This window comes from Hydrogenophaga sp. 2FB, from assembly GCF_005503365.1.
Classification (GTDB): Bacteria; Pseudomonadota; Gammaproteobacteria; order Burkholderiales; family Burkholderiaceae_C; genus Hydrogenophaga.
Genome location: NZ_SCML01000022.1, coordinates 74169 through 99617, shown reverse-complemented (window position 1 = coordinate 99617; position 25449 = coordinate 74169). Strand labels below are relative to the sequence as shown.

Annotated in this window: 22 protein-coding genes and 1 pseudogene; 14 read left to right on the top strand and 9 right to left on the bottom strand. The window is 66.8% G+C overall.

Going from position 1 to position 25449, the window contains the following annotated elements:
* Nucleotides 1-161: 161 nt before the first annotated feature.
* Nucleotides 162-299 (bottom strand): annotated as a pseudogene (locus FFS09_RS31125) (lysophospholipid transporter LplT); the annotation flags it as partial.
* A 17-nt stretch (nucleotides 300-316) separates the two neighbouring features.
* On the opposite strand from FFS09_RS31125, the gene FFS09_RS14715 reads away from it, so the two are divergent.
* Complete coding sequence (locus FFS09_RS14715; RefSeq protein ID WP_212745102.1) at nucleotides 317-904, top strand: EamA family transporter; 588 nt, start codon at nucleotides 317-319, stop codon at nucleotides 902-904.
* Here the strand turns inward: FFS09_RS14715 and FFS09_RS14710 are convergent.
* From FFS09_RS14710 to FFS09_RS14700, 3 genes are read right to left on the bottom strand one after another with little or no spacing between them, the layout of a single operon-like run.
* Nucleotides 879-1655: a BPSS1780 family membrane protein gene (locus FFS09_RS14710; RefSeq protein WP_137919641.1), complete on the bottom strand. Its 777-nt coding sequence runs from the start codon at nucleotides 1653-1655 to the stop codon at nucleotides 879-881. The two genes, FFS09_RS14715 and FFS09_RS14710, sit on opposite strands and share 26 nt — an antisense overlap.
* Complete coding sequence (locus FFS09_RS14705; RefSeq protein WP_137919640.1) at nucleotides 1652-2674, bottom strand: homoserine kinase; 1023 nt, start codon at nucleotides 2672-2674, stop codon at nucleotides 1652-1654. The genes FFS09_RS14710 and FFS09_RS14705 overlap by 4 nt, the downstream gene beginning before the upstream one ends.
* 12 nt (nucleotides 2675-2686) lie before the next feature.
* Nucleotides 2687-3010 carry a hypothetical protein gene (locus tag FFS09_RS14700; protein WP_212745101.1) on the bottom strand — a complete coding sequence of 108 codons (324 nt, stop codon included), beginning with the start codon at nucleotides 3008-3010 and terminating at the stop codon, nucleotides 2687-2689.
* Nucleotides 3011-3131: 121 nt separating this feature from the next.
* On the opposite strand from FFS09_RS14700, the gene polA reads away from it, so the two are divergent.
* The gene (polA, locus tag FFS09_RS14695; protein WP_137919639.1) at nucleotides 3132-5969 is read left to right on the top strand and encodes a DNA polymerase I; all 2838 of its coding nucleotides are present in this window, start codon (nucleotides 3132-3134) and stop codon (nucleotides 5967-5969) included.
* 72 nt (nucleotides 5970-6041) lie between these two features.
* Here the strand turns inward: polA and FFS09_RS14690 are convergent, their stop codons facing one another.
* Nucleotides 6042-6923 (bottom strand): LysR family transcriptional regulator, encoded by an 882-nt coding sequence (locus tag FFS09_RS14690; protein ID WP_252374371.1) that lies wholly within the window; start codon nucleotides 6921-6923, stop codon nucleotides 6042-6044.
* 149 nt (nucleotides 6924-7072) lie between these two features.
* Between FFS09_RS14690 and FFS09_RS14685 the strand changes: the two genes are divergently transcribed.
* From FFS09_RS14685 to FFS09_RS14655, 7 genes are all read left to right on the top strand, one after another.
* Entirely contained in the window at nucleotides 7073-8035 is a 963-nt protein-coding gene (locus FFS09_RS14685) for a tripartite tricarboxylate transporter substrate-binding protein (protein WP_137919637.1), read from the top strand.
* A gap of 39 nt (nucleotides 8036-8074) precedes the next feature.
* On the top strand, nucleotides 8075-9091 hold the full coding sequence (locus FFS09_RS14680) for a 4-hydroxythreonine-4-phosphate dehydrogenase PdxA (RefSeq protein ID WP_137919636.1): 1017 nt from the start codon (nucleotides 8075-8077) through the stop codon (nucleotides 9089-9091).
* Between the two features lie 42 nt (nucleotides 9092-9133).
* Nucleotides 9134-10306, top strand: a complete 1173-nt coding sequence (locus FFS09_RS14675; protein WP_137919635.1) for an L-rhamnonate dehydratase — start codon at nucleotides 9134-9136, stop codon at nucleotides 10304-10306.
* Between the two features lie 8 nt (nucleotides 10307-10314).
* Entirely contained in the window at nucleotides 10315-11232 is a 918-nt protein-coding gene (locus FFS09_RS14670) for a dihydrodipicolinate synthase family protein (protein WP_137919634.1), read from the top strand.
* 1 nt (nucleotide 11233) lies between these two features.
* Entirely contained in the window at nucleotides 11234-12667 is a 1434-nt protein-coding gene (locus FFS09_RS14665) for an aldehyde dehydrogenase family protein (protein WP_137919633.1), read from the top strand.
* 210 nt (nucleotides 12668-12877) lie between these two features.
* On the top strand, nucleotides 12878-13777 hold the full coding sequence (locus FFS09_RS14660; protein WP_137919632.1) for a dienelactone hydrolase family protein: 900 nt from the start codon (nucleotides 12878-12880) through the stop codon (nucleotides 13775-13777).
* A 63-nt stretch (nucleotides 13778-13840) separates the two neighbouring features.
* Entirely contained in the window at nucleotides 13841-14623 is a 783-nt protein-coding gene (locus FFS09_RS14655) for a ZIP family metal transporter (protein WP_137919631.1), read from the top strand.
* A gap of 50 nt (nucleotides 14624-14673) precedes the next feature.
* On the opposite strand, the gene FFS09_RS14650 is transcribed toward FFS09_RS14655, so the two are convergent.
* Genes FFS09_RS14650 through FFS09_RS14635 form a run of 4 tightly spaced genes read right to left on the bottom strand, consistent with a single transcriptional unit; the run spans nucleotide 14674 to nucleotide 20250 of the window.
* A complete protein-coding gene (locus tag FFS09_RS14650; protein WP_137919630.1) occupies nucleotides 14674-17232 on the bottom strand; it encodes a PAS domain-containing sensor histidine kinase in 2559 nt (852 codons plus the stop codon).
* A 17-nt stretch (nucleotides 17233-17249) separates the two neighbouring features.
* Nucleotides 17250-18107 carry a sulfurtransferase gene (locus FFS09_RS14645; protein ID WP_137919629.1) on the bottom strand — a complete coding sequence of 286 codons (858 nt, stop codon included), beginning with the start codon at nucleotides 18105-18107 and terminating at the stop codon, nucleotides 17250-17252.
* 47 nt (nucleotides 18108-18154) lie between these two features.
* Nucleotides 18155-19045 carry a DMT family transporter gene (locus FFS09_RS14640; RefSeq protein ID WP_137919628.1) on the bottom strand — a complete coding sequence of 297 codons (891 nt, stop codon included), beginning with the start codon at nucleotides 19043-19045 and terminating at the stop codon, nucleotides 18155-18157.
* A gap of 56 nt (nucleotides 19046-19101) precedes the next feature.
* Complete coding sequence (locus tag FFS09_RS14635; protein WP_137919627.1) at nucleotides 19102-20250, bottom strand: aromatic ring-hydroxylating oxygenase subunit alpha; 1149 nt, start codon at nucleotides 20248-20250, stop codon at nucleotides 19102-19104.
* A 283-nt stretch (nucleotides 20251-20533) separates the two neighbouring features.
* Between FFS09_RS14635 and xseB the strand changes: the two genes are divergently transcribed.
* From xseB to dut, 5 genes are all read left to right on the top strand, one after another.
* The gene (gene xseB, locus FFS09_RS14630) at nucleotides 20534-20791 is read left to right on the top strand and encodes an exodeoxyribonuclease VII small subunit (RefSeq protein ID WP_137919626.1); all 258 of its coding nucleotides are present in this window, start codon (nucleotides 20534-20536) and stop codon (nucleotides 20789-20791) included.
* A 5-nt stretch (nucleotides 20792-20796) separates the two neighbouring features.
* A complete protein-coding gene (locus FFS09_RS14625) occupies nucleotides 20797-21693 on the top strand; it encodes a polyprenyl synthetase family protein (RefSeq protein ID WP_137919647.1) in 897 nt (298 codons plus the stop codon).
* A gap of 45 nt (nucleotides 21694-21738) precedes the next feature.
* A complete protein-coding gene (gene dxs / locus FFS09_RS14620) occupies nucleotides 21739-23634 on the top strand; it encodes a 1-deoxy-D-xylulose-5-phosphate synthase (RefSeq protein ID WP_137919646.1) in 1896 nt (631 codons plus the stop codon).
* Nucleotides 23635-23821: 187 nt separating this feature from the next.
* Nucleotides 23822-24901 (top strand): TRAP transporter substrate-binding protein, encoded by a 1080-nt coding sequence (locus FFS09_RS14615; RefSeq protein ID WP_137919625.1) that lies wholly within the window; start codon nucleotides 23822-23824, stop codon nucleotides 24899-24901.
* A gap of 96 nt (nucleotides 24902-24997) precedes the next feature.
* Nucleotides 24998-25447 (top strand): dUTP diphosphatase, encoded by a 450-nt coding sequence (dut, locus tag FFS09_RS14610; RefSeq protein WP_137919624.1) that lies wholly within the window; start codon nucleotides 24998-25000, stop codon nucleotides 25445-25447.
* Nucleotides 25448-25449 lie beyond the last annotated feature (2 nt).

The following is a 25449-nucleotide window of genomic DNA, read 5'->3' as shown; positions in this document are numbered from 1 at the left end:
ATCGTGCTCGATGCCGGGCGTGATCTGGACATCGCCAGCACCACCCGCAGCACCACCACGAAGATCGCAGGCAACACCTTCGAACGCACCGGCGTCGACCGCCAGGCGAAGCTCTACGTGAGCGGCGAAGCCAGTGTGATCCTGGCCCAGGCCGGGCGCGACATCACCCTCACCGCGGCCAACAGCCGCATGCGCATGGAAGCGATCACCGCGCCCACGGCTGTGCCCACGGCCACCACGCCCACCAGCGAGGTGGCTTGCGTGGTGCTGTAGCCCAGCGCCGCGCCCGCCCAGGCCAAACGGCCATGGGCTGGACGTGTCGCTGGGCTACTTTCTGCTGCCGCTGACGCTGGTGCTGACCGGGAGGCTGTGTTTTGGCGAGCGCATCTCGCGCTGGCAGGCGGTGGCTTGTGCGCTGGCCGCGGTGGGCGTGGTCAATGAGCTGTTGTTCGCGCCCCGGGTGTCCTGGCCCGCGTTCGTGGTGGCGCTGGGCTACCCCTGCTACTTTGCGCTGCGGCGCGTGCTGCACACCAACCACCTGGGCGGCATGTGGTTCGACATGGTGCTGAGCTTGCCGGTGGGGCTGTGGTTCATTGCCGCGCTCCTGCCGGAGGGTGCGGGCGCGCTGCGGTTTCCGGTGCTGGGCATCCTGGTGCTGGGGGTGCTCAGCGCGGTGGCCCTGGCCTGCATGATCGCGGCCAGCCAGCGCTTGAAGCTCGGGCTGTTCGGCCTGCTGAGCTATGTGGAGCCGGCGCTGCTGGTGGTGGTGTCGTTGCTGCTCGGGGAGCGCATCGCGCAGAGCCAGTGGCTCACCTACGGTTGCATCTGGGCCGCGATCCTGTTGCTGATGTTCGAAGGCGCCGTGGCCCTGCGGGCGATCAGGCCGCGCGGTCTTCCGACGTGAGGAAGCTGTCGCGCACGGTGAACCAGATCGAGGTGTGGAACATCGCCGCCAGCAACAGCACCAGGGGGTAGATCAGGAGGTTGAGCATGGCCGTGCCGCCGAGCAGTGCGGCCAGCAGGTTCATCACCATGCCCGCCAGCATGATCACCACCATCCAGCCCAGGCTGTACAGCAGCATCGCGCCCTTGTTGGCCCAGCAGGCCATCAGGCTGAAGAACAGGCTTTTGAAGGGCGAGACGCCATGCCAGTGCACCAGCGCGGGCGCGTGCCAGAACGCCATGAGCAGTGGCACATACAACACCAGCGCCACCCACAGGCCCGGGTTGGCCAGCAGGTCGCGCACGCGCTCGGGCGAGACATCGCCGCCGGGCAGTTCCACCGGCGACATGTCGGTGGCGAACAAGGCCGACACGCCCAGCACCAGCATCAGGCCCGCGGCGTACATCGCGCCCAGGATCAGCATGGAGCGTGTTTTCGACGGCCCGCCGCGAAACGCCGTGACCAGGGTGGAGGGCATCGGAAAGCGGCCCTGTTCCGCTTCGCGGGTGGCGGCCATGAGACCCAGCGTGGCCGCGGGCACCAGCGCCAGGGCCGCCAGCGTGCCGACGAGAGGCACCACGGAGAGCACCGACACCGTGGCCATGAACATGAAGAACAGGCCCGCCATGCCCAGGGGCTGGCGGAAGAAGGTCTGGGCGCCGAGCTTGACCCACAGGAAACCGGTGCGGGCGGGAACGATGTTGAGTTTCATGCGGGCACGGCCGGGCCGGGCTGCACCGCGCTGTCGCGCAGCAGATGGGACAAGGCCAGTGTGTCGCGCACGCGGGCGCGCAGCACGCGCTCGAAATGGCTCGGGTCGTGGGCCTGGAGCAGGGCGGCTTCGCGCGGAAGGTGCAGGTCCCAGAGGCGGGAGATCCAGAACCGGAAGGCGCCCGCACGCAACATGGCGGGCAGCAGGCTGCGCTCGGCCGCGCTCAAGGGGCGCACCGACTGGTAGGCCGACAGCAGCGCCAGCGAGCGTGGCGTGTCGAGCGAGCCGTCGTGGTCTTCGTCGTGCAGCACGCACCAGTCGTTGAGGCAGACCGCGATGTCGAACAGGAAGGTGTCGATGCCGGCGAAATAGAAGTCGAAGAAGCCGCTGAGCTCACCGTCGTCGAACATCGCGTTGTCGCGGAACAGGTCGGCATGGATCGGGCCGCGCGGCAGGGCGGCGTAGGCCGGGCTTTGCGCCACGTGGTTCTGGTACGCCAGTTCGGTGCGCATCAACTGGGCCTGGGCCTCGGTCAGGTAGGGCAAGACCTCGGGCATGGTTTCGTTCCACCAGGACAGGCCACGCAGGTTGGGCTGGCTCAGGGGGAAATCGCGTCCGGCCAGGTGCATGCGCGCCAGCGTGCGGCCCACGGCCTCGCACTGCGCCACGCCGGGCGACAGATCGCTTTTGCCGCGCAGCCTCACGACCACGGCAGCGGGCTTGCCCTGCACCGTGAGCACGATCTCGCCCTGCGCGTTGGCCGCCGGCGCGGGCACGGGAATGCCACGCTCGGCGAAGAACTTCATGAGCTGCAGGTAGAACGGCAGTTGTTCGAAGCCCAGGCGCTCGAACACGGTGAGCACGTGCTCCAGCGTGGCGCCGTCGCGCTCGCTGGTCACGAAATAGTTGGTGTTTTCGATGCCGCCGTGGATGCCCTTGAGCTCGGTGAGGTCGCCCAGATCGAGGGTGTGGAGCAGGGCAGCGGCTTCGGCGAACGCGACTTCGGTGTAAACGGCCATGAAACGGGAGAGTCAGAAATTCAGAATGCGCCAGCTGCTGCGCCCGGCGTTGCCCGTGCGCTTGCTGCTGGAGTCGCCCGTGCCGTTGTCGGGCTGGATCTGGTAGGCGGGTGCGCCGTTCTTGGGCTGCACGTCGATGCTCTGCGTCTGGCCACCCACGCGCAGTTCGTCGATGCGGGTGAGCTTGTCTTCGTGCGTGATGCGTTCAATGCGGTCGCGCGGCGAAACCGGCTCGCGCGGGGCGTTGTCCGCTGGCGCCACCTGGGCCAGGGCCGGCAGGGCGGCGCACAGGCCTAAGGCCAGCACGGCCAGGGAGGAGCGGAATGGGAGGTTCATACGGGCATTGTAGGCAAGGCCGCCCGGTCCCGCTGCGTTCCGGGGCGAAACGCGTCACCACGGGATACGGGGCCCTTGGGGGGCCGGCGAGACGGGGTGCGATCTCCGCCACAATTGCCCCATGTCCGACGCCCAAACCCCCGCCACCCCCGCCGACAAGACCCTGCTGCTGGTCGACGGCTCCAGTTACCTCTACCGCGCGTTCTTTGCCGGCGGTGAAGCCATGAGCACCACCTTGCCCGATGGCACGGTCCTGAAAACCGGCGCCATCCGCATCATGATCAACATGATGCAGAAGCTGCGCAAGGACGTGCGCGCCGACTACGCGGCCTGCGTGTTCGACGCCAAGGGCCCGACCTTCCGCGACGCGCTGTACCCGGAGTACAAGGCCACCCGAACGCCCATGCCCGACGACCTGCGCGCGCAGATCGCGCCGATCCACGAGGTGGTGAAGCTGCTGGGCTGGAAGGTGCTGGACGTGCCCGGCGTGGAGGCCGACGACGTGATCGGCACCCTGGCCCATGTCGCCTCGCAGCAGGGCATCACCTGCATCATCTCCAGCGGTGACAAGGACCTGAGCCAGCTCGTCAACGAGCACATCACCGTGATCGACACGATGAACGACCGCCGCCGGGACATCGCGGGCGTGACGGCCGAGTTCGGCGTGCCGCCCAGCCTGATGCTGGACTACCAGAACCTGGTGGGCGACCAGGTGGACAACGTGCCGGGCGTGCCCAAGGTCGGCCCGAAGACGGCCGTGAAGTGGCTGACGGAATACGGCTCGCTGGAGGCCCTGGTGGCGCGCGCACACGAGATCAAGGGCGTGGCCGGCGAGAACCTGCGCAACGCGCTGGACTGGCTGCCCAAGGGCCGCGAGCTGCTCACCATCAAAATCGACTGCGACCTGAAGGAATACATCGAGGGCCTGCCCTCGCTGGAGGCCATCACCATCGGCGGGCAGGACTCCGAAGCGCTCAAGGCTTTCGGCGAGACCTACGGCTTCAAGGGCCTGGTCAAATCCCTGTCGCTGCACGATGCGCCGCCGGAGTTGATCGAAGCAAGCCAGGGCAAGGTCAAGGCCCAGGGCAAGGCCGACGAAGGCACGCCGGGCCTGTTCGACGAGCCCGACCTCAGTGGCAGTGCCCAGCGCACCACCAACCTGAAGTACGACACCATCCTGACCTGGCCGATGTTCGACGACTGGCTGCAGCGCGTGCAGGCCGCCGAACTGGTGGCGCTCGACACCGAAACCACCTCGCTGGACGAAATGCGCGCCGAGATCGTGGGCATCAGCTTCAGCGTGAAGCCGGGCGAAGCGGCCTACATCCCGCTGCGCCACAGCGGGCCCGACGCGCCCGAGCAACTGCCGTTCGACGAGGTGCTGGCCAGGCTCAAGCCCTGGCTGGAAGACCCGAGCAAACTCAAGCTCGGCCAGCACATCAAGTACGACCGCCACGTGTTCGCCAACCACGGCATCGAAGTGCAGGGCTATGTGCACGACACCATGCTGCAGAGCTACGTGCTGGAAGTGCACAAGCCACACGGGCTGGCCAGCCTGGCCGAGCGCCACCTGGGCCGCCAGGGCATCAACTACGAAGACCTGTGCGGCAAGGGCGCGCACCAGATCCCGTTCGCCCAGGTCGATGTGGCCAAGGCGGCCGAGTACTCGTGCGAAGACAGCGACCAGACGCTGGACGTGCACCTGGCGCTGTGGCCCCAACTGCAGGCCGACGAGAAGTTGAACTTCGTCTACGAGCTTGAGATCGCCAGCAGCGAAGCGCTCTACCGCATCGAGCGCAACGGCGTGCTGATCGACGCGCCCATGCTGAGCCGCCAGAGCAACGAACTGGGCCAGCGCATCGTCGCGCTGGAGCAGGAGGCGTTCGAGATCGCCGGCCAGCCGTTCAACCTGGGCAGTCCCAAGCAACTGGGCGAAATCTTCTTCGACAAGCTGGGCCTGCCCGTCATCAAGAAGACGGCGACCGGCGCGCGCAGCACCGACGAAGAGGTGCTGGAGAAGCTGGCCGAGGATTACCCGCTGCCCGCGAAGATCCTGGAGCACCGCAGCCTGTCCAAGCTCAAGGGCACGTACACCGACAAGCTCGCGCAGATGGCGCTGCCGCGCACGGGCCGCGTGCACACCCACTATGCGCAGGCGGTGGCGGTGACCGGGCGCCTCTCCAGCAACGACCCGAACCTGCAGAACATCCCCATCCGCACGCCCGAAGGCCGGCGCGTGCGCGAGGCCTTCGTGGCACCGGCGGGCCACGTGATCGCGAGCGCCGACTACTCGCAGATCGAGCTGCGCATCATGGCCCACATCAGCGGCGACGAAGCCCTGCTGCGCGCCTTCCACGAAGGCCTGGACGTGCACCGCGCGACCGCCGCCGAGGTGTTTGGCGTGGAGACCGCGCAGGTCAGCAGCGAGCAGCGCCGTTATGCGAAGGTGATCAACTTCGGCCTGATCTATGGCATGGGCACGTTCGGCCTGGCCAAGGCGCTGGGTATCGACAACACTGCGGCCAAGAACTACATCGCGCGCTACTTCGAACGCTTCGAGGGTGTGCGGCGCTACATGGACGAGACGCGCCAGCGCGCCAAGGAAATGGGCTACATCGAGACCGTGTTCGGCCGGCGCCTGGTGCTGCCCGACATCAAGAACGCCAAGGGCGCGAAGCTGGCGGCGCTGGAGCGCCAGGCCATCAACGCCCCCATGCAAGGCACGGCGGCCGATCTCATCAAGCTCAGCATGGTGGCGGTGCAGAAGGCGCTGGATGAACAGCGGCGCAGCACGAAGATGGTCATGCAGGTGCACGACGAACTGGTGTTCGAGGTGCCCGAGGGCGAGGTGGACTGGTTGCGCACGGAGATCCCGCACCTCATGGCGGGGGTGGCTGCGCTCAAGGTGCCGTTGTTGGCCGAGGTGGGTGTCGGGCCGAACTGGGACAAGGCGCATTGAGCGCCTCGACCCTTTTGGCGCCTAAAGCAAGTCGTCCACAACGCCGAAAACGGAGTAGGGCAGGGCCACATCTCAACCCAGCAGCAATGACAGCAACTGTCGTACGGGTGGACTCGGTGGCCGTCCGCGCGCCGTGAGACAGCCAAACACGCCGAGTTGCTGTCGCACTGCGTAGCGCAGGCAGGCCAGCAGGCCATGCGCCTCGTACCGGGCGGCCACTTCTGCGGGGATGACCGCGATCATGTCCGAGCGCACAAGCAGGTTCATGGTCGTGAGGATGGACGAGGTTTCGATCAAGCCGCGCGGCAGGCGGGCCTTGTGGCGGCGGAACTCCTGCTCCAGCACATCGCGCATGGGGCTGCCGCGTGGCTGCAGGATCCAGGGGTGGTTCAGCAACTCCGTGAAGACCACGCGGGGCTTGTTCGCCAGGGGATGGGTGGGCCCTGCCACCACACTGAGCGCCTCGTCGGCCACCGGCAGGAAGTCCATGTCATCGATTGCGCCCTCGGGCACGCGGCCGATCACCAGGTCGAGGTCGCCGCGCCTCAGGGCATTGGTGAGCCGGTCACTCGTGTCCACCGTGATCTCGATCGCCAGGTTCGGGTGCATCTCGCGCAGGTGCAACAGCGAATCGGTCAACAGCTCTGGCGAGGCGGCCATGATGCTGCCGATGAGCAGCTTGCCGCTGCCGCCTTGTTCAATGCCTGCCAGCTCACGGGTCAAGGCATCCAGGCTGCCCTGCAGGCCCTGGAAGTGACCGAGCACGCACTGGCCCGACTCGGTGAGCTTCAGGCCACGCCCGGCGCGCTCGAACAGCGTGTGCCCGAGCGCGTGTTCAAGCTCGTGCAGCATCTTGGTGGCCGCCGGCTGGGACATGCCGAGTTCGCTCGCGGCCGCGCGCAATGTGCCGCTGCGCCCGATCGCCAGCAGGAGTGCCACCTGCCGCATGCGCATGCGGTTCAACAGCTGTTGGGTTGGTGAGGTTGCCATCGATAAATGATAACTGGTGGCTATCAATAATTCACCAACTTTCAATATACGGAAATCAATCGACGACCTACCATCCGCTCGCTTCTCACCACTTTTCCTGACGGAGACAAACCATGAAGACATTGAAATGGGTGCTGCCTGCGCTGGCGCTGACCATGACGGCGGGCCTGGCCACCGCGCAGGACTGGCCGCGCCAGCCCGTGAAGATCCTGGTCGGGTCCTCGCCCGGTGGTGGCACCGACGCGATGGCCCGTGCGGTCGCCGACCGGTTGGGCCCCTTGCTCAAGCAGAGCGTGGTGGTGGAGAACCGCGCTGGCGCCTCGAACACCCTGGCTGCCGACCTGACCGCCAAGTCCACCGATGGCCACACCCTGATCATGGGCGTGTCCACCGCGCATGCCATCGCGCCGCATCTCTTCAAGCTCAACTACGACAACGACAAGGACCTGGTGCCAGTCGCCTTCGTGGGCTCCGTGCCCAACGTGCTGGTCGCCAACACCTCGTTGCCGGTGACCAACGTGGAAGGGCTGATCACGCTGGCAAAGAGCCGCCCGGGAAAGCTCAACTACGCCACCAGTGGATCGGGCAGCACGCAGCACATCGCGGCCGAAATGTTCAAGGACGTGACAGGTGTATTCATCACCCACATTCCCTACCGCGGCAGCGCGCCCGCGCTGGTCGACCTGATGGGTGGCGTGGTGCAGGTCAGCTTCGACACCATGCCTTCGGTGATCGGCCACATCCGCAACGGCAAGATCCGCCCGCTGGCGGTGGCCGCTGCCAAGCGCAATCCGCAACTGCCCGATGTGCCCACCATGGCGGAAGCGGGTGTGAAGGGCGTTGAGATGAGCGCCTGGTACGGCATCTACATGCCGGCGGCCACGCCCAGGGACGTGATTGCCCGTGTCAACGCCGAGGTCAACAAGGTGATCGCCATGCCCGAGACGCAGGCGCGCCTGTCCGCCATCGGTGCGGACCTGACGCCGATGACGCCCGAAGCCTTCCAGGCTTTCCACAATGCCGAGAACAAGCGCTACGGCGACCTGATCCGCCGCAAGAACATCAAGCTCGACTGAGCGCGAACCAACGCCGCAGCCAGACCCGAGGAGACCCCCGTGAAACCGAATGAACTTCCTGTCGTCGCCCTGACCCTGGGCGACCCGGCCGGCATCGGCCCCGAGTTGATCGCCCGCCTGTTGGGGCAGACCGATGCCGCCTCGCACGCCAACCTGGTGCTGGTGGGCGACCCCTGGTTGTGGGCCGAGGGCCAGCAGGTGGCCGGCGTACAGGTGGCCACCACGCCGGTGCGCAGCTTCGCCGAGGTGCGCGAGCGCGCCGATGTCCGGACGCCGGCCTGGCTGGCCATGGACACGGTGGCGTCCGAGCAGGTGCAGCGTGGCGTGGCCCAGGCGCCGGGCGGTGCTTCGGTGCTGCAGGTGCTCAACGCCTGCATGGACGCCACGCGCCGCGGCGAGGTCGACGCCATCTGCTTCGCACCGCTCAACAAGTTCGCGATGAAGCAGGGCGGCCTCAGGCACGAGGACGAGCTGCACCACTTCGCCGAGTACCTTGGCGTGCAGGGCTACTTCTGCGAGTTCAACACCCTCGGTGAGCTGTGGACTTCGCGCGTGTCCTCGCACGTCCCGCTCAAGGACGCGGCCAGCCACCTGAGCAAGGACCGCATCAAGGACGCCTCGCGCCTGATCTACCGCTCGCTGCAGGCGGCGGGCTTCGCCCAGCCCAAGGTTGCGGTGGCGGCGTTCAACCCGCACGGCGGCGACGGCGGCACCTGCGGGCGCGAGGAGATCGAGATCATCGAGCCGGCGGTGCGCGAGCTCGCGGCCGAAGGCATTGCCGTGGGCGGCCCGTTCCCGGCCGACACCATCTTTCTCAAGGCGCGCGACGGCGAATACCAGGCCATCGTGACCATGTACCACGACCAGGGCCAGATCGCCATCAAGCTGATGGGCTTCTCCAAGGGCGTGACCGTGCAGGGCGGCCTTCCGGTGCCCATCACCACGCCGGCGCACGGCACCGCTTACGACATCGCCGGCCAGGGCCGTGCGGATGTGAATGCCACCTACAACGCCTTGCGCATTGCCGCCCGCATGGGTGCGACGCGCCCGGCCTGACCCGTGTCGCCCCTCCTTTTTTTTACCAGACCCGACACTTTTATGAAGATCAAATCCGTCCGCGCCCGCGTGTTCGAGTGGAAAGGCAAAACCGTGCCGCCCCAGGGCAACTTCTGCTCCAACGCCATGGACCTGCTGTACTCGAAGTCCGAGACCATGAGCACTTTCCGTTTCCACTCGTGGACGGTGGTGGAGATCGAGACCGACACCGGCATCGTCGGCCTGGGCAATGTGGCGCTGGCGCCGAAAATCGCCAAGGCCATCATCGACGAGTACCTGACGCCGCTGGTGCTGGGCCAGGACCCCTGGGACTACGAGTACCTGTTCCAGCGCATGTACCGCGGCACCCACGCCTGGGGCCGCAAGGGCGTGACCATGGCGGCGATCTCGGCGATCGATCTGGCGATCTGGGACATCCTGGGCAAGTCGGTCAACAAGCCGGTGTTCAAGCTGCTGGGCGGGCGCACCAAGGAGAAGATCCCCTGCTATTACTCCAAGCTCTACCGCACCGACCTCAAGGCCATGCAGGAAGAAGCGCAGACCTACAAGGATCAGGGCTTCAAGGCCTTCAAGATGCGCTTCGGTTACGGCCCGGGCCACGGCCAGCAAGGTGTGGTGGAGAACCTCAAGTCGGTCGAGGCGGTGCGCGAGGTGATCGGCTACGAGAACGACCTCATGCTCGAGTGCTACATGGGCTGGAACCTGGAGTACGCCAAGCGCATCCTGCCCAAGCTGGTGAAGTACGAACCGCGCTGGCTGGAAGAACCGGTGATCGCGGACGACATCGATGGCTATGCCGAGCTCAACCAGCTGACCGACATCCCGATCTCGGGTGGTGAGCACGAGTTCAGCCTCTACGGCTTCAAGCAGCTGCTCGACAAGAAAGCGGTGAGCGTGGTGCAGTACGACACCAACCGCGTGGGCGGCATCACGGCGGCGCACAAGATCAACGCGCTGTGCGAGGCCTACAGCGTGCCGGTGATCCCGCACGCCGGCCAGATGCACAACTACCACCTGACGATGAGCACGCTGGCCTCGCCCATGAGCGAGTATTTCCCGATGTTCGACGTCGAGGTCGGCAACGAACTCTTCTACTACATCTTCGACGGCGAGCCGGTGGCGGAGAACGGCTTCCTGCAGCTCGACGACGACAAGCCCGGCCTGGGGCTGACGCTCAAGACCGAGTTCCTCGACCAGTTCCACGTCATCGAGTGAGCCCCGCCATGAACCGACGCTACAAGGGCGTGTTCCCGGTGGTGCCCACCACCTTCCACGAAGACGGCACGCTCGACCTCGAGAGCCAGAAGCGCTGCATCGATTTCATGATCGATGCGGGCTCACACGGCCTGTGCATCCTGGCCAACTTCTCCGAGCAGTTCTCCCTGTCGGATGAGGAACGCGAGGTGATCACGCGCACGGTGCTGGAACACGTGGCGGGCCGCGTGCCCGTCATCGTGACCACCACCCATTACGGCACTGCCGTGTGTGCCGAGCGCAGCCGTCGCGCGCAAGCGCAGGGCGCGGCCATGGTGATGGTGATGCCGCCCTACCACGGGGCCACTTTCCGCGTGCCCGAGGCGCAGATCTTCGAGTTCTATGCGCGGCTGTCCGACGCCATCGACATTCCCATCATGGTGCAGGACGCGCCCGCCAGCGGCACGGTGTTGTCGGCACCGTTCCTGGCGCGCATGGCGCGCGAGATCGAACACCTGGCCTATTTCAAGATCGAGACCGCGGGTGCGGCCTCCAAGCTGCGCGAGCTGATCCGCCTGGGCGGCGACGCGATCGAAGGCCCGTGGGACGGCGAAGAGGCCATCACCCTGCTGGCCGACCTGGACGCCGGCGCCACGGGCGCGATGACCGGTGGTGCGTTCCCCGACGGCATCCGCACCATCATCGACCCCTATCTGGCCGGCGACCGCGAAGCCGCCGTGGCGGCGTACGCCAAGTGGCTGCCGCTGATCAACTGCGAGAACCGCCAGGGCGGCATCCTCAGCGCCAAGGCACTCATGAAGGCGGGCGGCGTGATCGCCTGCGAAGCGGCGCGCCACCCCTTCCCGCCCATGCACCCCGAGGTGCGCGCGGGCCTGCTCGACGCCGCGAAACGCCTGGATCCGATGGTCCTGCGCTGGGGTCGCTGAGATGGTGCACCACAACTTCATCGCGGGCGAATGGCTCGCGGGCTCGGACTCGGCACCCAACATCAATCCATCCGACGTGAATGACGTGGTGGGCGAGTACGCGCTGGGCGGCGCGGCCCAGGTCGACGCGGCAGTGGCCGCCGCGCGCGCCGCCTTTCCCGCCTGGTCCACGGCCGGCATCCAGGCCCGCAGCGACGCGCTGGACCGCATCGGCAGCGAGATCCTGGCGCGCCGCGAGGAACTGGGTGACCTGCTGGCGCGCGAAGAAGGCAAGACCTTGCCCGAAGCCATTGGCGAAGCCACGCGCGCCGGCCACATCTTCAAGTTCTTTGCCGGCGAATGCCTGCGCCTGTCGGGCGAACTGCTGCCCTCGGTGCGCCCGAGCGTTGGCGTTGAAGTCACGCGCGAGCCGCTCGGCGTGATCGGCCTGATCACGCCCTGGAACTTTCCCCTCGCGATTCCCGCCTGGAAGATCGCACCGGCACTGGCCTACGGCAACTGCGTGGTCATCAAGCCGGCCGACCTGGTGCCCGGGTGTGCCTGGGCGCTGGCCGAGATCATCAGCCGCTCGGGCTTGCCCGTGGGGGTGTTCAACCTCGTGATGGGACAGGGGCGCACGGTCGGCGAGGCGCTGGTGAACCATCCCGGTGTCGATGCCATCAGCTTCACGGGGTCACAGGGCGTGGGCCAGCGCATCGGCCAGACCTGCATGGCGCAGCACAAGAAGGTGCAACTCGAGATGGGTGGAAAGAACCCCCAAGTGGTGCTGGACGACGCCGACCTCAAGGCCACCGTGGAGCTGTGCACCCAGAGCGCCTTCTTCTCCACCGGGCAGCGCTGCACGGCGTCAAGCCGCCTGATCGTCACCGACGGCATCTACCCGGCCTTCATCGCCGCGCTGCAGGCGCGTGTGGCGGCGCTGCGGGTGAACGACGCGCGCAAGGCCGGTACCGAGATCGGGCCCGTGGTGAGCCAGGCGCAGCTGGAGCAGGATCTTGCCCACGTGGAGATCGCGCGCACCGAGGGGGCCCTTCTGCTGTGCGGTGGCCAGCGCTTGCGGCGCGAGACCGAGGGCTTCTACATGGCCCCGGCCCTGCTGGCCGACACCGGCCCGGCCATGCGCATCAACCGCGAGGAGGTGTTCGGGCCGGTGGCCAGCGTGATGCGCGTGAAGGACTACGACGAGGCCCTGGCCGTCGCCAACGACACGCCGTTCGGCCTGTCGGCCGGCATCGCCACGACCAGCCTGAAGCACGCCACGCACTTCAGGCGCCACGCGCAGGCGGGCATGGTGATGGTCAACCTCCCGACCGCGGGTGTGGACTACCACGTGCCTTTCGGCGGCCGCAAGGGCAGCAGTTACGGGCCGCGCGAGCAGGGGCGCTACGCGAGCGAGTTTTTCACCACGATAAAGACCTCCTACGTGCAGGCGTGAAGGCCATTCATTCTCGACGTGCGCGTGGCCTCGCAGGAGAACTGCCAGGTGTGACACCCGTCCAGGATCAACTCCACGCACGCCGCCGCTTGTGGGGAGTCTTTGGGTGTTCGATGTACTTGCTGGAACAGGTCTGTTGAAGTGCGCCGAACTTTTTGGGTATGGTTCGGGTCACTCAACGCTCATCAACCCCAACCCCGGAGACCACGCATGCTCAACGAATCGCAGACCCAAGACCTCGACGCCTTGCTGCCCGGCCAGTCCACCGAACAAGGCGCGACCCGCCGCACCGCCCTCAAGGCCGCGATCGGCGTGGGTTATGCCGCGTCGGTGCTGCCCGTGATGGCGCAGACCGCCATCAAGACGCCGGCGGACGGTCTGACCGTGGGCGAGGTGACGATCGACGTCAACGGCCACAAGATGCACGCCTACCGCGCCGCACCGGCTGGCAAGACCGGCCTGCCCGTGGTGCTGGTGTTGTCCGAAATCTTTGGCGTGCACGAGTACATCGCCGACACGGCGCGCCGCTTTGCGAAGGCAGGCTACCTGGCGATCGCGCCCGAGCTGTTCGAACGCCAGGGCGATGCGCAGAGCTATGGCGAGATGGCCAAGCTCATGTCGGAAGTCATTTCCAAAGTGCCCGACGCGCAGGTGCTGGGCGACCTGGATGCGACCGTGAAGTGGGCAGCCGCCAACGGCGGCGACACCCGCAAGCTGGGCATCACCGGTTTTTGCTGGGGTGGGCGTCAGGTCTGGCTCTACACCGCGCACAACCCGGCCGTGAAGGCAGGCGTGGCCTGGTACGGGCGGCTGGTGGGCGATGCCACGCCGCTCAACCCCCGCCAGCCCGTGGACGTGGCCGCCAGGCTCAATGGCCCCGTGCTGGGCCTGTATGGCGCGGCCGACACCGGCATCCCCCTTGACACGGTTGATAAGATGAAAACCGCACTGGCCGGCGGCAACGCGGCGGCCAAGGCATCGACCTTCGTGGTGTATCCGGACGCACCGCACGCCTTTCACGCCGACTACCGGCCGAGTTTCCGCAAGGAGCCGGCGGAAGACGGCTGGAAGCGGGCGCTGGCCTGGTTCAAGCAACACGGCGTGGCCTGATCGGGCCACCTCCCGTTCAACGAAGGCCGCCCTGGGGCGGCCTTTTTTCGTGGTGACAAGCAAATGACTTTGTTGGCGATCCTGATCGGAACCATTGCCGCGGGCGTGGGCAGCGTCTGGCTGGCGGCCCTGCTGGGCATGGCCATGCTGGCGCGCTACACGCAGCACATGCTCAGCCTGGCGGCGGGCGCGCTCATGGCCACGGCCTTCATGCACCTGTTGCCCGAAGCCTTCGAGAGCGAGGCCGGCGCGCACGAACTGTTTGCGATGCTGCTGGCCGGGCTGGTGTTCTTCTTCCTGCTCGACAAGGCGGAGCTGTGGCACCACGGGCACGAGCACCACCAGGGCGAGGGGCATGCGCACGAAGGACATGACCATGCCCACCACGATCACGGCCCGCGCTCGGGCGGCTGGACGGTGCTGGCCGGCGACAGCGTGCACGCGTTTGGCGACGGCATCCTGATCGCTTCGGCGTTCATGGCCGACATGCGCCTGGGCGTGGTGGCCGCGCTGGCGGTGTTGGCCCACGAGGTGCCGCACCACATGGGCGACCTGGTGGTGCTGCGCCACACCTCGGGCACCTCGCGCGCGGCGCTGGTCAAGGTGTCGCTGGCGGGCACCGTGACCGCCTTGGGTGGATTGGTGGGCTACTTCCTGCTCACGCAGCTGCAGGACTACCTGCCGTACTTCCTGGTCGCCGCGTCAAGCAGCTTCGTCTATGTGGCGCTGGCCGACCTGATTCCGCAGTTGCAGAAGCGCCTGAGCCTGGGCGCGACGGTCGCGCAAGTGGCCTGGCTGGCGGTGGGGATTGCGCTGGTCACGGTGGTCAGTGGATTGGCGCACTGAACTGAAACACCCCCCCTGCGCCGCGCAGCGGCGCAGGGGGGAGTCCCGCTCTACCCCAGGCTGAAGCAGAAGCGCGCGCCATCCCCCAGCCGGCTCTCGCCCATGATCTGCCCCCCATGGCGCTCGATGATGCGCCGCACCGTGGCCAGGCCGATGCCGGTGCCCTCGAACTCGCTGGGCATGTGCAGGCGCTGGAAGGGTTTGAACAGCTTGTCGGCGTAGGCCATGTCGAAGCCCACGCCGTTGTCGCGCACGTAGAACATCGGCGGATCCGTGCCCACGGGCGGCAACAGGCCCCACTCGATCACCGTCTTGTCGCGCGTGCGGCTGTATTTGAGGGCGTTGCTCAGCAGGTTTTCCAGCACGACGCGGGCGAGGTGCGGGTCGCAATCCGCTTGCAGTTCGGGGGTGATCCGGACGTCGATCTCGCGTTCGGGCTGCTTCTGGCGTTCCTGCGCCAGGATGTCCGTGACCATGCCGCTGAGGTTCACCGTCTGGCGGTTCAGCACGCCCTGGCTCACGCGCGCCAGGGCCAGCAGATCGTCGATGAGCGAGCCCATGCGCTGGGTGGAGCTGAGCACGCGCGCCAGCAACTGGCGTTCGTCGTCGCTCAGGCGCGGGCCGACTTCTTCTTCCAGGAGGCGGGTGAAGCCGTCGATGGCGCGCAGGGGCGACTTGAGGTCGTGCGACACCGAGTAGGCGAACGAATCGAGCTCGGCGTTGAGCAACTGCAGGTCGGCCGTGCGCTCGCGCACGCGCTGCTCCAGCGTTTCGTTCAGGCGCTGGATCTCGCGGTCGCGGCGCAGCCGCACCAGTTCGGCGTTGGCGCGGCTGGCGAAGATGGAGATGAGTGCCTGCGCGTCCCGCCCCAGGTCCACCGGTTCGCGCCAGAGCGCGAAGATCACGCCGATGGCCGTGCCGTCGGCGTCGCGCAGCGCCTTGCCCAGGTAGGCCCGGCAACCCGATTCGATCAGGCTTCTGGCCTGCGGGAATCGCTCTGCCAGGCCACTGGTGCAGATGAACATGTCCGCCTGCAGCAGCGTTCGGGCGCAGGGCGTGCCGTCGATCGAAAAGGTGAAGTTGGGCCGCGCCTGCCCGTCCTGCCGGATCGCCAGGCTGCGCACGCGCCCGTCGCTGCGGCACTCGCCCACCACCACCATGTCTGCCGCGATGGTTTCGCCGAGGTGGCGAGTGAGCGCGCCGAAGAAGGCCTCGCCGGTTTCGGCCGCGACGCCGCGCGCGACGTTGAGCAACAGCGCTTCGCGCTGCTTTTCTTCATTGATGTTGACGGTGCAGGAGAGTATGCAAGGCTCGCCGTCGATCTCGATCAGCTCGGCCCACAGGCGCGTGTCCACCAGCGAGCCGTCCTTGTGGCGCATGCGCGTCTCGTAGCTGTCGATGTGCCCGTCGCGCAGCAACCGGGCGACGAAGGCCTCGCGGTCCTGCGGGGTCAGCCAGGAGCCGACCTCCAGCGAGGTCTTGCCCACGACTTCCTCGGGTTGCAGGCCTTGTGCGCGGTCCTCGGCCTGGTTGACCTCGATGAACGAGCCGTCCGAGAGGCGCGAGATGGTCATGTTCAGCGGGCTGAAATTGAACGCCTTGGCAAAGCGCTCCTCGGAGCGTCGCAGCCGCTCCATCACCTCGTTCTGTGCGCTCACGTCGGTGATGGTCGTCATGACGAGCTTGTCTTCGCGGTCGTCGCCCATGGCGCTGGAGACCAGCGCATCGAAGGTGCTGCCATCGGCGCGCAGGCCGCGCGCCGGGAATTGCTCGACGCGGCGCGCCGCAAACAACAATGCCAGGTAGGTCTCGCGCCGCTCCGCATCGACCCACAGGAAGTCGTCCTGGCGGCCGAGCGCCTGGGCCTTGGTGTAGCCGTAACAACGCTCGAAGGCCGGGTTCAGGTCCAGGATCATTCCCGAGCGCGCCGACTGCGCCAGCATCGGAATGGGGCTGATGTGAAAGATGCGGGCGAAGCGCTCGAGGTTGCGGTCGCGCTCCTGCTCGGCCTTCTTGTGCAGCTCCAGGGCGGCTTTTTGCCGCTCGAATGCCTCGCGCAACTGACGGCCGCTGTGATAGACCATCACGCCCACCACCACCAGCGTGACCGAGTGCGTGATCCACACCCGCAGGCCGACCTCGAAATACGGCGTGGCGCTGAGCCAGCCCTGGGCCTCGGCCAGCGTGAGCAGGCCCAGCGAGCCCACGCTGGTGGCCACTGTGACGATCAACGCGGTGCGGCCGAGAAACGTGCCCGCACCGGCCACCGCCGCGACGAACAGGAAGCCCACGGCGGTGCGCACCGAACCGTAGGTGAGCACCGACAGAATCGCCGCGCCCAGCGTGCCGCCCACGATCACGTGCGGCGCGTAGTGCATGCGGTTCCAGCGCACCATCGCATAGGCCAGCAGCGAAATCGCCATCAGCACACCGGCGATCCAGGCCTCGCGCTGTCCGGGGCTGGCCACCAGCAGATCGAACACCAGCACCACGAACGCGGCCACACCGGTCACCAGCGCCAGCAACGCCATGACGCGTTTGCGTTGCACGGCCACCTCGGCGGCGGCAGTGGCCGGCTCGGCGTGGGAGTGCGAGGAAGGTGACGCCATGGCGCTGGAGCGTTTCGTCAACCCTGGGCGACCGGCAGGCCCGGTGTGTTGCACCACTCGCTCCAACTGCCGGGGAAGAGCCGGGCACGGCCCAGGCCGGCGATCTCCATGGCCAGCAGATTGGGCACCGCGCTCACGCCGCTGCCGCAATGGTGCACCACGCTGGCCGGGTCGTGCCCCGCCAGCAGACGTTCGAATTCGTTCCGCAGTTGCGCCGCGGGTTTGAAGCGGCCGTCGGGCATCACGTTGTCGCTGGAAGGTCGGTTGAGCGCGCCTGGGATGTGGCCAGCCACGGGGTCCAGCGGCTCGGTTGCTCCACGAAAACGCGCGGCGGCGCGCGCGTCGATCAGCGTCTGGCCTGGCCGTCCGAGCGCATCGGCGATCTCCTGCGCGGACGCGGTGTGGGCCAGCGGTTCCTTCAGCGCGAAGGTGGCGGGCACGGACGGCGCGGCCGGGCCCGATGCCACCGCGCCGCCCGCGTCCTTCCAGGCTGCGAGCCCGCCGTCGAGCACGGCCACGGCATCGTGCCCGCACCACTTGAGCATCCACCACAGGCGCCCGCTGGTGGTGATGGCCTGGCGGTCCAGCACCACGGCCTGCATGCCGTTGTGTAGACCCAGCGCGCCGAGCCGCGCGGCAAACGTCTCGCGCGACGGCAGCGGATGGCGCCCGCCGCTGGCGCGGTCCGCGCCGGACTTGTCGCTCAGGTGGTGGTCCAGGTGCACGTGGACCGAGCCCGGGATGTGCTCGGCCTCGAACTGCACATGGCCCGCATCGGGCTTCATCAACTCGAAACTGCAGTCCATCACCCGCAGCGGCGCGCCGCTGGCCATGAGTCGCTGCAACTGGGGGGCGGTGATCAGTGTCGTGTACATGCGCACATTGTGCGATAGACCATGCCGCCAGCAGCGTGAACGGGTTCTCAGTGCTCTTCGGCCGGGGCGTCGGGCACGGTGCGGCTGCGCAACACGGTGGCGGCGACACCGCTGAGGATGATCAGCGCCATGCCCAACCAGCCCATCAAGGGCAACCGTTCGTCAAAGAACAGCATGCCGTAGAGGCCGGCGAACACGATGCCGGAATACTGCAGATTGGCCACCACCATGGTGGCGCCATGGGAGTAGGCGCGTGTCAGGAAAAGCTGGCCGAACACCGCCAGCAGTCCGATGAGCAGCAGCCACAGCGCACTGGGCCAATGCCAGGCGCTCACGCCCGTGAACAGCATGCCTGCCGCGCCGGCCAACAGGGCACCGATCGAAAAATAGAACACCGTGCGGCTCTCGGGCTCGCCAGCGCGCGACAGTGCGGCCACCTGCAGATAGGCAAATGCCGAGAAGATGCCCGAGAGCAGGCCCACCAGCGCGCCCACCACCTGGTCGTCGGCGAGAGAGGGGCGCAGCATCATCGCCACGCCTGCGAACCCCGCGAGCACGGTGAGGAACAGCGGGCCCTGCTGGCGAATCGGTGTCTGGCGGCCTTGCACCAGCAGCGCGCCACCGATCAGGAACGCGGCGATCCACACGCTGCTCATGTAGTTGAGCGTCATTGCGGTGGCCAACGGCAAGACGGCAATCGCATAAAACCAGGACGCGAGCGAAATGGTTCCGATGGTGCTGCGCCAGACATGCATCATGGGCAGCCGGGTGCGCAGCGATACGCGGTTCACGCGCGTCAGGCCGATCAGGAAGACCACGCCCACCAGACCGCGGTAGAACACGATCTCGAAGCTGTTGAAGTGGGCGGACGCGAACTTGATGCACACGCCCATGGAGGCGAAGAACACCGAGGCGAGCAACATCCACAGGGCCTGCATGCGTCAGGCTCCCGTGGACTCGGGGAAGGGCGCGGCGGGGCGGATGGTGCGCCCCGTCAACCCGCGACGGCGCCTGCCATCTGGCGTCGGTACCACTCGTGGAAGTGCTGCATGCCGTCTTCCATCGGGCTCTGGTACGGGCCGACCTCGTTGTCACCGCGCGCGAGCAAGGCCTTGCGCCCGGCGTCCATGCGTTCGGCGATTTCGTCGTCCTCGATGCAGGTTTCCATGTACGCGGCGCGCTGGGCCTCGACGAACTCGCGCTCGAAGGCCGCGATCTCCTCGGGGTAGTAGAACTCGACCATGTTGATGGTCTTGTCCACGCTCACCGGGTGCAAGGTCGACACGGTCAACACGTGCGGGTACCACTCGACCATGATGTGCGGGTAGTAGGTCAACCAGATCGCCCCGTGATCGGGCATCTGCCCCTGGCGGTACTGCATCAGCTGCTCGTGCCAGCGCTGGTACACGGGGCTTCCGGCCTTGCCCATCAGGTTGGCCGGGCCGACCGTCTGCACCGAGTACTCGGGCTTGAATTCCCAGCGCAGGTCTTCACACGTGACGAAGCCGCCCAGGCCGGGGTGGAACGGCGCGACATGGTAGTCCTCCAGATAGACCTCGATGAAGGTCTTCCAGTTGTAGTTGCACTCGTGGATTTCCACGTGGTCGAGCACCATGCCCTCGAAGTCGAGCGCGGCGCGCGGCCCCATGTTGGCCAGGTCGGCCTGCACGTCGCGGCCGTTGTCCTCGAACAGCAGGCCATTCCATTCGCGCAAGCCGTAGTTGTTGAGGTTGAGGCAGGGGTCCTGCTCGAAGTGCGGGGCACCCAGCAGCAGCCCGGCTTGTTCGCCGTGCGTGCCGCTGTAGGTCCAGCGGTGCAGGGGGCAGACGATGTTGCCGCCGGCACTGCCGCTGCGCGTTTCGCCGAGGTTGCCGCGGCCCTTGAGCATGACGGCCTGGCGGTGGCGGCAGACGTTGGAAACCAGTTCGACGCCCTTGCTGGTGCGCACGAGCGCGCGCCCCCCCGCTTCCTGCGGCAAGGCGTGGTAGTCCCCGACGTTGGGAACCGCGAGTTGGTGCCCCACATACCGGGGCCCGCGCTGGAAGAGTGTTTCCTTTTCGCGCTGGAACAGCGCCTCGCTGAAGTAGCTGGAAACCGGAAGTTGGCTTGCGGCCTGCTGCAGTTGAAGACTTAAATCAGACATGCGGTCCTGACCTGAAGACTCCCCCTATGAAGGGGCAGGGTAAGCGCTGTGCTCGTCAGACGAATTCGCGCGGGATGGGTGGGTGGTGCGTCCCTCCGGACAGGGGCTGTCCGTGGTGAAGAGTGGGGGCGAAAAAGGAACGTGGATTGTACCCCCAGGGGGCAATACCCTCACCGGGCATAAAATGCCAGTTTCACGAGGCCATCCCCGGGCAGAGCCCGCATCGGCGCATTGCCCCGCACAGCCAACCGATGGCCAGCAAGAGCCTCAGCAGACCGACCACATGCCCACACCGACTTCTCCCCGCAGCCCCCGTGCGGCCGCCATGCCAGCCCCTGCGACCAGCTATGAGGCGGCCCTGGAAGAGCTCGAACAACTCGTCGCACAACTCGATGCCGGCAAGCTGCCGCTGGACCAGTTGCTCACGCGCTACCAACGCGGGGCCGAATTGCTGGCCTTCTGCCGCACGCGCCTCGACGAAGTCGAAGAGCAGATCAAGGTGCTCGAAGGCGGTGCCCTCAAACCCTGGGACGCCGCGTGAGCGCCGTGCTCTCCCATGACCTCGACTTCGTGACCTGGCGCCAGGGGCAACAGGACGCGGTCGAACGCGCGCTCGACCGCTGGGTGCGCGCCGACGCGCCCGCCGGCTTGGGCGACGCCATGCGCTACGCCGTGCTCGACGGTGGCAAGCGGCTGCGCCCGCTGCTGGTGCTGGCCACTTGCGAAGCCGTGGCGGGGCATGCCGAGGCCGCCATGCGCGCGGCCTGCGCGGTGGAACTCATCCACGCGTACTCGCTGGTGCACGACGACATGCCCTGCATGGACAACGACGTGCTGCGCCGAGGCAAGCCCACGGTGCACGTGCAGTTTGGCGAAGCGCAAGCCCTGCTGGCCGGCGACGCCCTGCAGGCCCTGGCCTTCGAACTGCTGGTGCCCGGTGACAGCAGTGTGGGCGACGCCATGTGCGCGCGCCTGTGCCGCCTGCTCGCACTCGCAGCCGGCGCCGACGGCATGGCCGGCGGCCAGGCGGTCGATCTGGCCAGCGTGGGGGTGGCCCTCGACTTGCCCTCGCTCGAAGCCATGCACCGCCGCAAGACCGGCGCCCTGCTGCAAGCCAGCGTGACCATGGGCGCGGCCAGCGGCAACCCCTCGCCCGAAGCGCAGGCCATGCTCGCGCGCTACGGTGCCTGCGTGGGCCTGGCGTTCCAGGTGGTCGACGACATCCTGGACGTCACCGCCGACTCGGCTACCCTGGGCAAGACCGCCGGCAAGGACGCCGCCGCAGACAAGCCCACTTTTGTCTCCCTGATGGGCCTGGCCGAAGCCCAGGCCTATGCCGATCGCGTGCTGGACCAGGCCCATGACGCCCTGCGCCGCAGCGGCCTCACGCACACCCGCACCCTGCACGCCCTGGCCGACTGGGTGGGGCGGCGCGCATCCTGACCGGCCACACAAGGCCGCAACACCATGACCCAAGCGACGCCACCCATGAGTTCCCTGTTGTCGTCCATTGACTCGCCCGCCGACATGCGCCGCCTGCCGCGCGCGCAGCTCAAACCCCTGGCCGACGAGTTGCGGGCCTTCCTGCTGGAGAGCGTGGCGCGCACGGGCGGACACCTCAGTTCCAACCTGGGCACGGTCGAACTCACCGTGGCCCTGCACTACGTGTTCAACACGCCCGAGGACCGCCTGGTCTGGGACGTGGGCCACCAGACCTACCCGCACAAGATCCTCACCGGCCGGCGCGATCGCATGAACACGCTGCGCCAGTTCGGCGGCATCAGCGGTTTCCCGCGCCGCGACGAGAGCGAGTACGACACCTTCGGCACCGCGCACTCGTCCACCAGCATCTCGGCCGCGCTCGGCATGGCACTGGCGTCCAAGATCAAGGGCGAGCAGCGCAAGTCCGTCGCCATCATCGGCGACGGCGCGATGACCGCGGGCATGGCCTTCGAAGCGCTGAACAACGCCGGCGTGGCCGATGGCCGCCTGCTGGTCGTGCTGAACGACAACGACATGTCGATCTCGCCACCGGTGGGCGCGCTCAACCGCTATCTCGCGCAACTCATGAGCGGGCAGTTCTATGCCGCTGCGAAGAACGTGGGCAAGCAGGTGCTCAAGGGCGCGCCGCCGCTGTTCGAACTCGCCAAGCGCCTGGAAGAACACGCCAAGGGCATGGTGGTCCCCGCCACCTTGTTCGAGAAGTTCGGCTTCAACTACATCGGCCCGATCGATGGCCACGACCTCGACTCGCTGATCCCCACGCTGGAAAACATCCGCCATCTGCTCGACACCGACAGCGGCCCGCAGTTCCTGCACGTGGTCACGAAGAAAGGGCAGGGCTACAAGCTCGCGGAAGCCGACCCCATCGCGTACCACGGCCCCGGCGTGTTCGACCCTTTGGTGGGCCTGACCAAACCCGCCACGCCCCCCAAGACCACTTTCACCCAAGTGTTCGGCAAATGGCTGTGCGACATGGCCGAGGCCGACCCGCGCCTGATCGGCATCACGCCCGCCATGCGCGAAGGCTCGGGCATGGTCGAGTTCGAACGCCGCTTCCCCGCGCGTTACTTTGACGTGGGCATCGCCGAGCAGCACGCCGTGACCTTCGCCGCCGGCATGGCCTGCGAAGGCCTCAAACCGGTGGTGGCGATCTACTCCACCTTCCTGCAACGTGCCTACGACCAGCTCATCCACGACGTGGCCTTGCAGAACCTGCCCGTGGTGTTCGCGCTCGATCGCGCGGGCATCGTGGGGGCCGATGGCGCTACCCACGCAGGCGCGTACGACATCGCGTACCTGCGCTGCATCCCCAACATGTCTGTGGCCTGCCCGGCCGATGAGGCCGAGTGCCGGCAACTGCTAAGCACGGCGTTCGAGCAAAACCACCCGGTGGCGGTGCGTTATCCGCGCGGTGCCGGGGCCGGTGTGGCGCAGCCCGCAAGCCTCGAAGGCCTGCCATTTGGCCGTGGTGAACTCCGTCGCAAAGGCAGCAGTGTGGCGATCCTGGCGTTTGGCACGCTGCTGCAACCCGCGCTCGCGGCGGGTGAGGCGTTGGGCGCGAGTGTGGCCAACATGCGCTGGGTCAAACCGCTGGACCTGGAACTGCTGCGCGAACTGGCACAGACCCACGAGGCCTTGGTCACGGTCGAAGAAGGCTGTGTCCAGGGTGGCGCGGGCGCCGCTGTCCTGGAAGCGCTACAGGCCGAAGGACTGGTGTTGCCCGTGCTGCAATTGGGCTTGCCCGACACCTTCATCGAGCACGGTGACCCGGCCAAATTGCTGGGGCTGGAAGGCCTGGATGCGGCCGGTATCGAGGCCTCGGTGCGTGCCCGTTTTGGCGCGCTTCTGCAGGCCTCGCCCACGCTCAAACGGGTGGTTTGAGCCCCATTTGCCTCTCCAGTGGCGAAGCTTGCAAGAGGCTGAACGCTCGCCCCCCTGAGCGTCTTTTCGAGGGAAAACCCCTGAGTTCCCTCTAAAGGCGATTCCTAAAATTCCGTCGGACTGTGAAGTCCCCGGCTTGCTTCTGGTGGGCCGGGTGTATGCCTATACCAACCACGGAGTTATCAAAATGGATCGTCGTTCTCTCATCAAGCACGCCGGCATCGCTGGCGTGCTGGCCGCAGGCGCAGCGCCTGCCGTGCACGCCCAGGCTGCCATCCGCTGGCGACTGGCCTCGAGCTTCCCCAAGGCACTCGACACCATCTTTGGTGCTGCCGACGTGTTTTCGAAGAAGGTCAACGAAATGTCCGGCGGCAAGTTCTCGATCACCGTGCATGCGGGGGGTGAAATCATGCCCGCGTTCGGCGTCGTCGATGGTGTGCAGGACGGCACCGTGGAGTGCGCGCACACCGCGCCCTACTACTTCTTCGGCAAGGACGACACCTTTGCGCTGGACTGCGCCATTCCCTTCGGCCTCAACAGCCGCCAGATGACGGCGTGGATGTATGAGGGCAACGGCATGAAGCTGTTCCGTGAGTTCTACGCCGGCTACAACATCGTGAACTTCCCCATGGGCAATACCGGTGCCCAGATGGGTGGCTGGTACCGCAAGGAAATCAAGACACTCAACGACATCAAGGGCATGAAGATGCGCATTGGTGGCTTTGCCGGCAAGGTGTTCACGCGCATGGGCGGTGTGCCGCAGAACATCCCCGGCGGCGAGATCTACCAGGCGCTTGAAAAGGGCACCATCGACGCCAGCGAATGGGTCGGACCGTATGACGACCAGAAGCTGGGCTTCAACAAGGTCGCGCCTTACTACTACTACCCGGGTTGGTGGGAAGGTGGTCCGCAGCTCTCGCTGTACGTCAACAACAAGGCGTACAACAGCCTGTCGAGCGAAAACAAGGCGATCGTGGAAAGTGCGGCCGCGGTGGCCCACACGACCATGCAGGCGAAATACGATGCGCTCAACCCGGCGGCCCTCAAGCAACTGGTGGCCTCGGGCACCAAGGTGCTGGCCTTCCCCAAGGCCGTGATGGACGCGGCGTTCAAGGAATCCATGGCGGTGTACGACGAGAACAGCGCCAGCAACCCCAAGTGGAAGAAAATCTACGCCGACTACTCGAACTTCCGCAAGGACCAGAACCTCTGGTTCCGTTTCACCGAAGCGCAGTTCGACAACTACATGCAACGCGCCAAGCTCTGAGCGAGTCCCTGGCGGTCAACACGAACCCCGCTTCGGCGGGGTTTGTTTTTTTCTACGCCCTAGAATCCATCGCTTCTTCCCCTGGAGCCTCTTCGAATGCACATCGATGTGAAAGTGCTGGATCCGCGCATCGCCGATCAGCTTCCCAGTTACGCCACGCCCGGCAGCGCCGGACTCGATCTGCGCGCCTGCCTGGACGCCCCCTTGACCCTCGCGCCCAACGCCTGGCAACTGGTGCCCACCGGCATGGCCATTCACCTGGCCGATCCTGGCTACGCCGCCATGATCCTGCCGCGCTCGGGTCTGGGCCACAAACACGGCATCGTGCTGGGCAACCTGGTCGGTCTGATCGACAGCGACTACCAGGGCCAGCTCATGGTGAGCGCGTGGAACCGCAGCGACGTGCCCTTCACCATCGAACCCATGGAGCGCATCGCGCAGATGGTGATCGTGCCGGTGGTGCAGGCACGGTTCAATGTGGTGAACGATTTCGCTGCGGAGAGCGAGCGCGGCGCTGGCGGCTACGGCTCGACGGGCCGCGGCTGAAC

Excerpts from the sequence above, each read along its gene's own strand:
- FFS09_RS14710 (WP_137919641.1), bottom strand. The coding sequence starts at position 1,655 with ATGAAACTCAACATCGTTCCCGCCCGCACCGGTTTCCTGTGGGTCAAG.
- FFS09_RS14705 (WP_137919640.1), bottom strand. The coding sequence starts at position 2,674 with ATGGCCGTTTACACCGAAGTCGCGTTCGCCGAAGCCGCTGCCCTGCTC.
- FFS09_RS14700 (WP_212745101.1), bottom strand. The coding sequence starts at position 3,010 with ATGAACCTCCCATTCCGCTCCTCCCTGGCCGTGCTGGCCTTAGGCCTG.
- polA (WP_137919639.1), top strand. The coding sequence starts at position 3,132 with ATGTCCGACGCCCAAACCCCCGCCACCCCCGCCGACAAGACCCTGCTG.
- FFS09_RS14690 (WP_252374371.1), bottom strand. The coding sequence starts at position 6,923 with ATGCGCATGCGGCAGGTGGCACTCCTGCTGGCGATCGGGCGCAGCGGC.
- FFS09_RS14685 (WP_137919637.1), top strand. The coding sequence starts at position 7,073 with ATGAAGACATTGAAATGGGTGCTGCCTGCGCTGGCGCTGACCATGACG.
- FFS09_RS14675 (WP_137919635.1), top strand. The coding sequence starts at position 9,134 with ATGAAGATCAAATCCGTCCGCGCCCGCGTGTTCGAGTGGAAAGGCAAA.
- FFS09_RS14670 (WP_137919634.1), top strand. The coding sequence starts at position 10,315 with ATGAACCGACGCTACAAGGGCGTGTTCCCGGTGGTGCCCACCACCTTC.
- FFS09_RS14665 (WP_137919633.1), top strand. The coding sequence starts at position 11,234 with ATGGTGCACCACAACTTCATCGCGGGCGAATGGCTCGCGGGCTCGGAC.
- FFS09_RS14660 (WP_137919632.1), top strand. The coding sequence starts at position 12,878 with ATGCTCAACGAATCGCAGACCCAAGACCTCGACGCCTTGCTGCCCGGC.
- FFS09_RS14655 (WP_137919631.1), top strand. The coding sequence starts at position 13,841 with ATGACTTTGTTGGCGATCCTGATCGGAACCATTGCCGCGGGCGTGGGC.
- FFS09_RS14650 (WP_137919630.1), bottom strand. The coding sequence starts at position 17,232 with ATGGCGTCACCTTCCTCGCACTCCCACGCCGAGCCGGCCACTGCCGCC.
- FFS09_RS14645 (WP_137919629.1), bottom strand. The coding sequence starts at position 18,107 with ATGTACACGACACTGATCACCGCCCCCCAGTTGCAGCGACTCATGGCC.
- FFS09_RS14640 (WP_137919628.1), bottom strand. The coding sequence starts at position 19,045 with ATGCAGGCCCTGTGGATGTTGCTCGCCTCGGTGTTCTTCGCCTCCATG.
- FFS09_RS14635 (WP_137919627.1), bottom strand. The coding sequence starts at position 20,250 with ATGTCTGATTTAAGTCTTCAACTGCAGCAGGCCGCAAGCCAACTTCCG.
- xseB (WP_137919626.1), top strand. The coding sequence starts at position 20,534 with ATGCCCACACCGACTTCTCCCCGCAGCCCCCGTGCGGCCGCCATGCCA.
- dxs (WP_137919646.1), top strand. The coding sequence starts at position 21,739 with ATGAGTTCCCTGTTGTCGTCCATTGACTCGCCCGCCGACATGCGCCGC.
- FFS09_RS14615 (WP_137919625.1), top strand. The coding sequence starts at position 23,822 with ATGGATCGTCGTTCTCTCATCAAGCACGCCGGCATCGCTGGCGTGCTG.
- dut (WP_137919624.1), top strand. The coding sequence starts at position 24,998 with ATGCACATCGATGTGAAAGTGCTGGATCCGCGCATCGCCGATCAGCTT.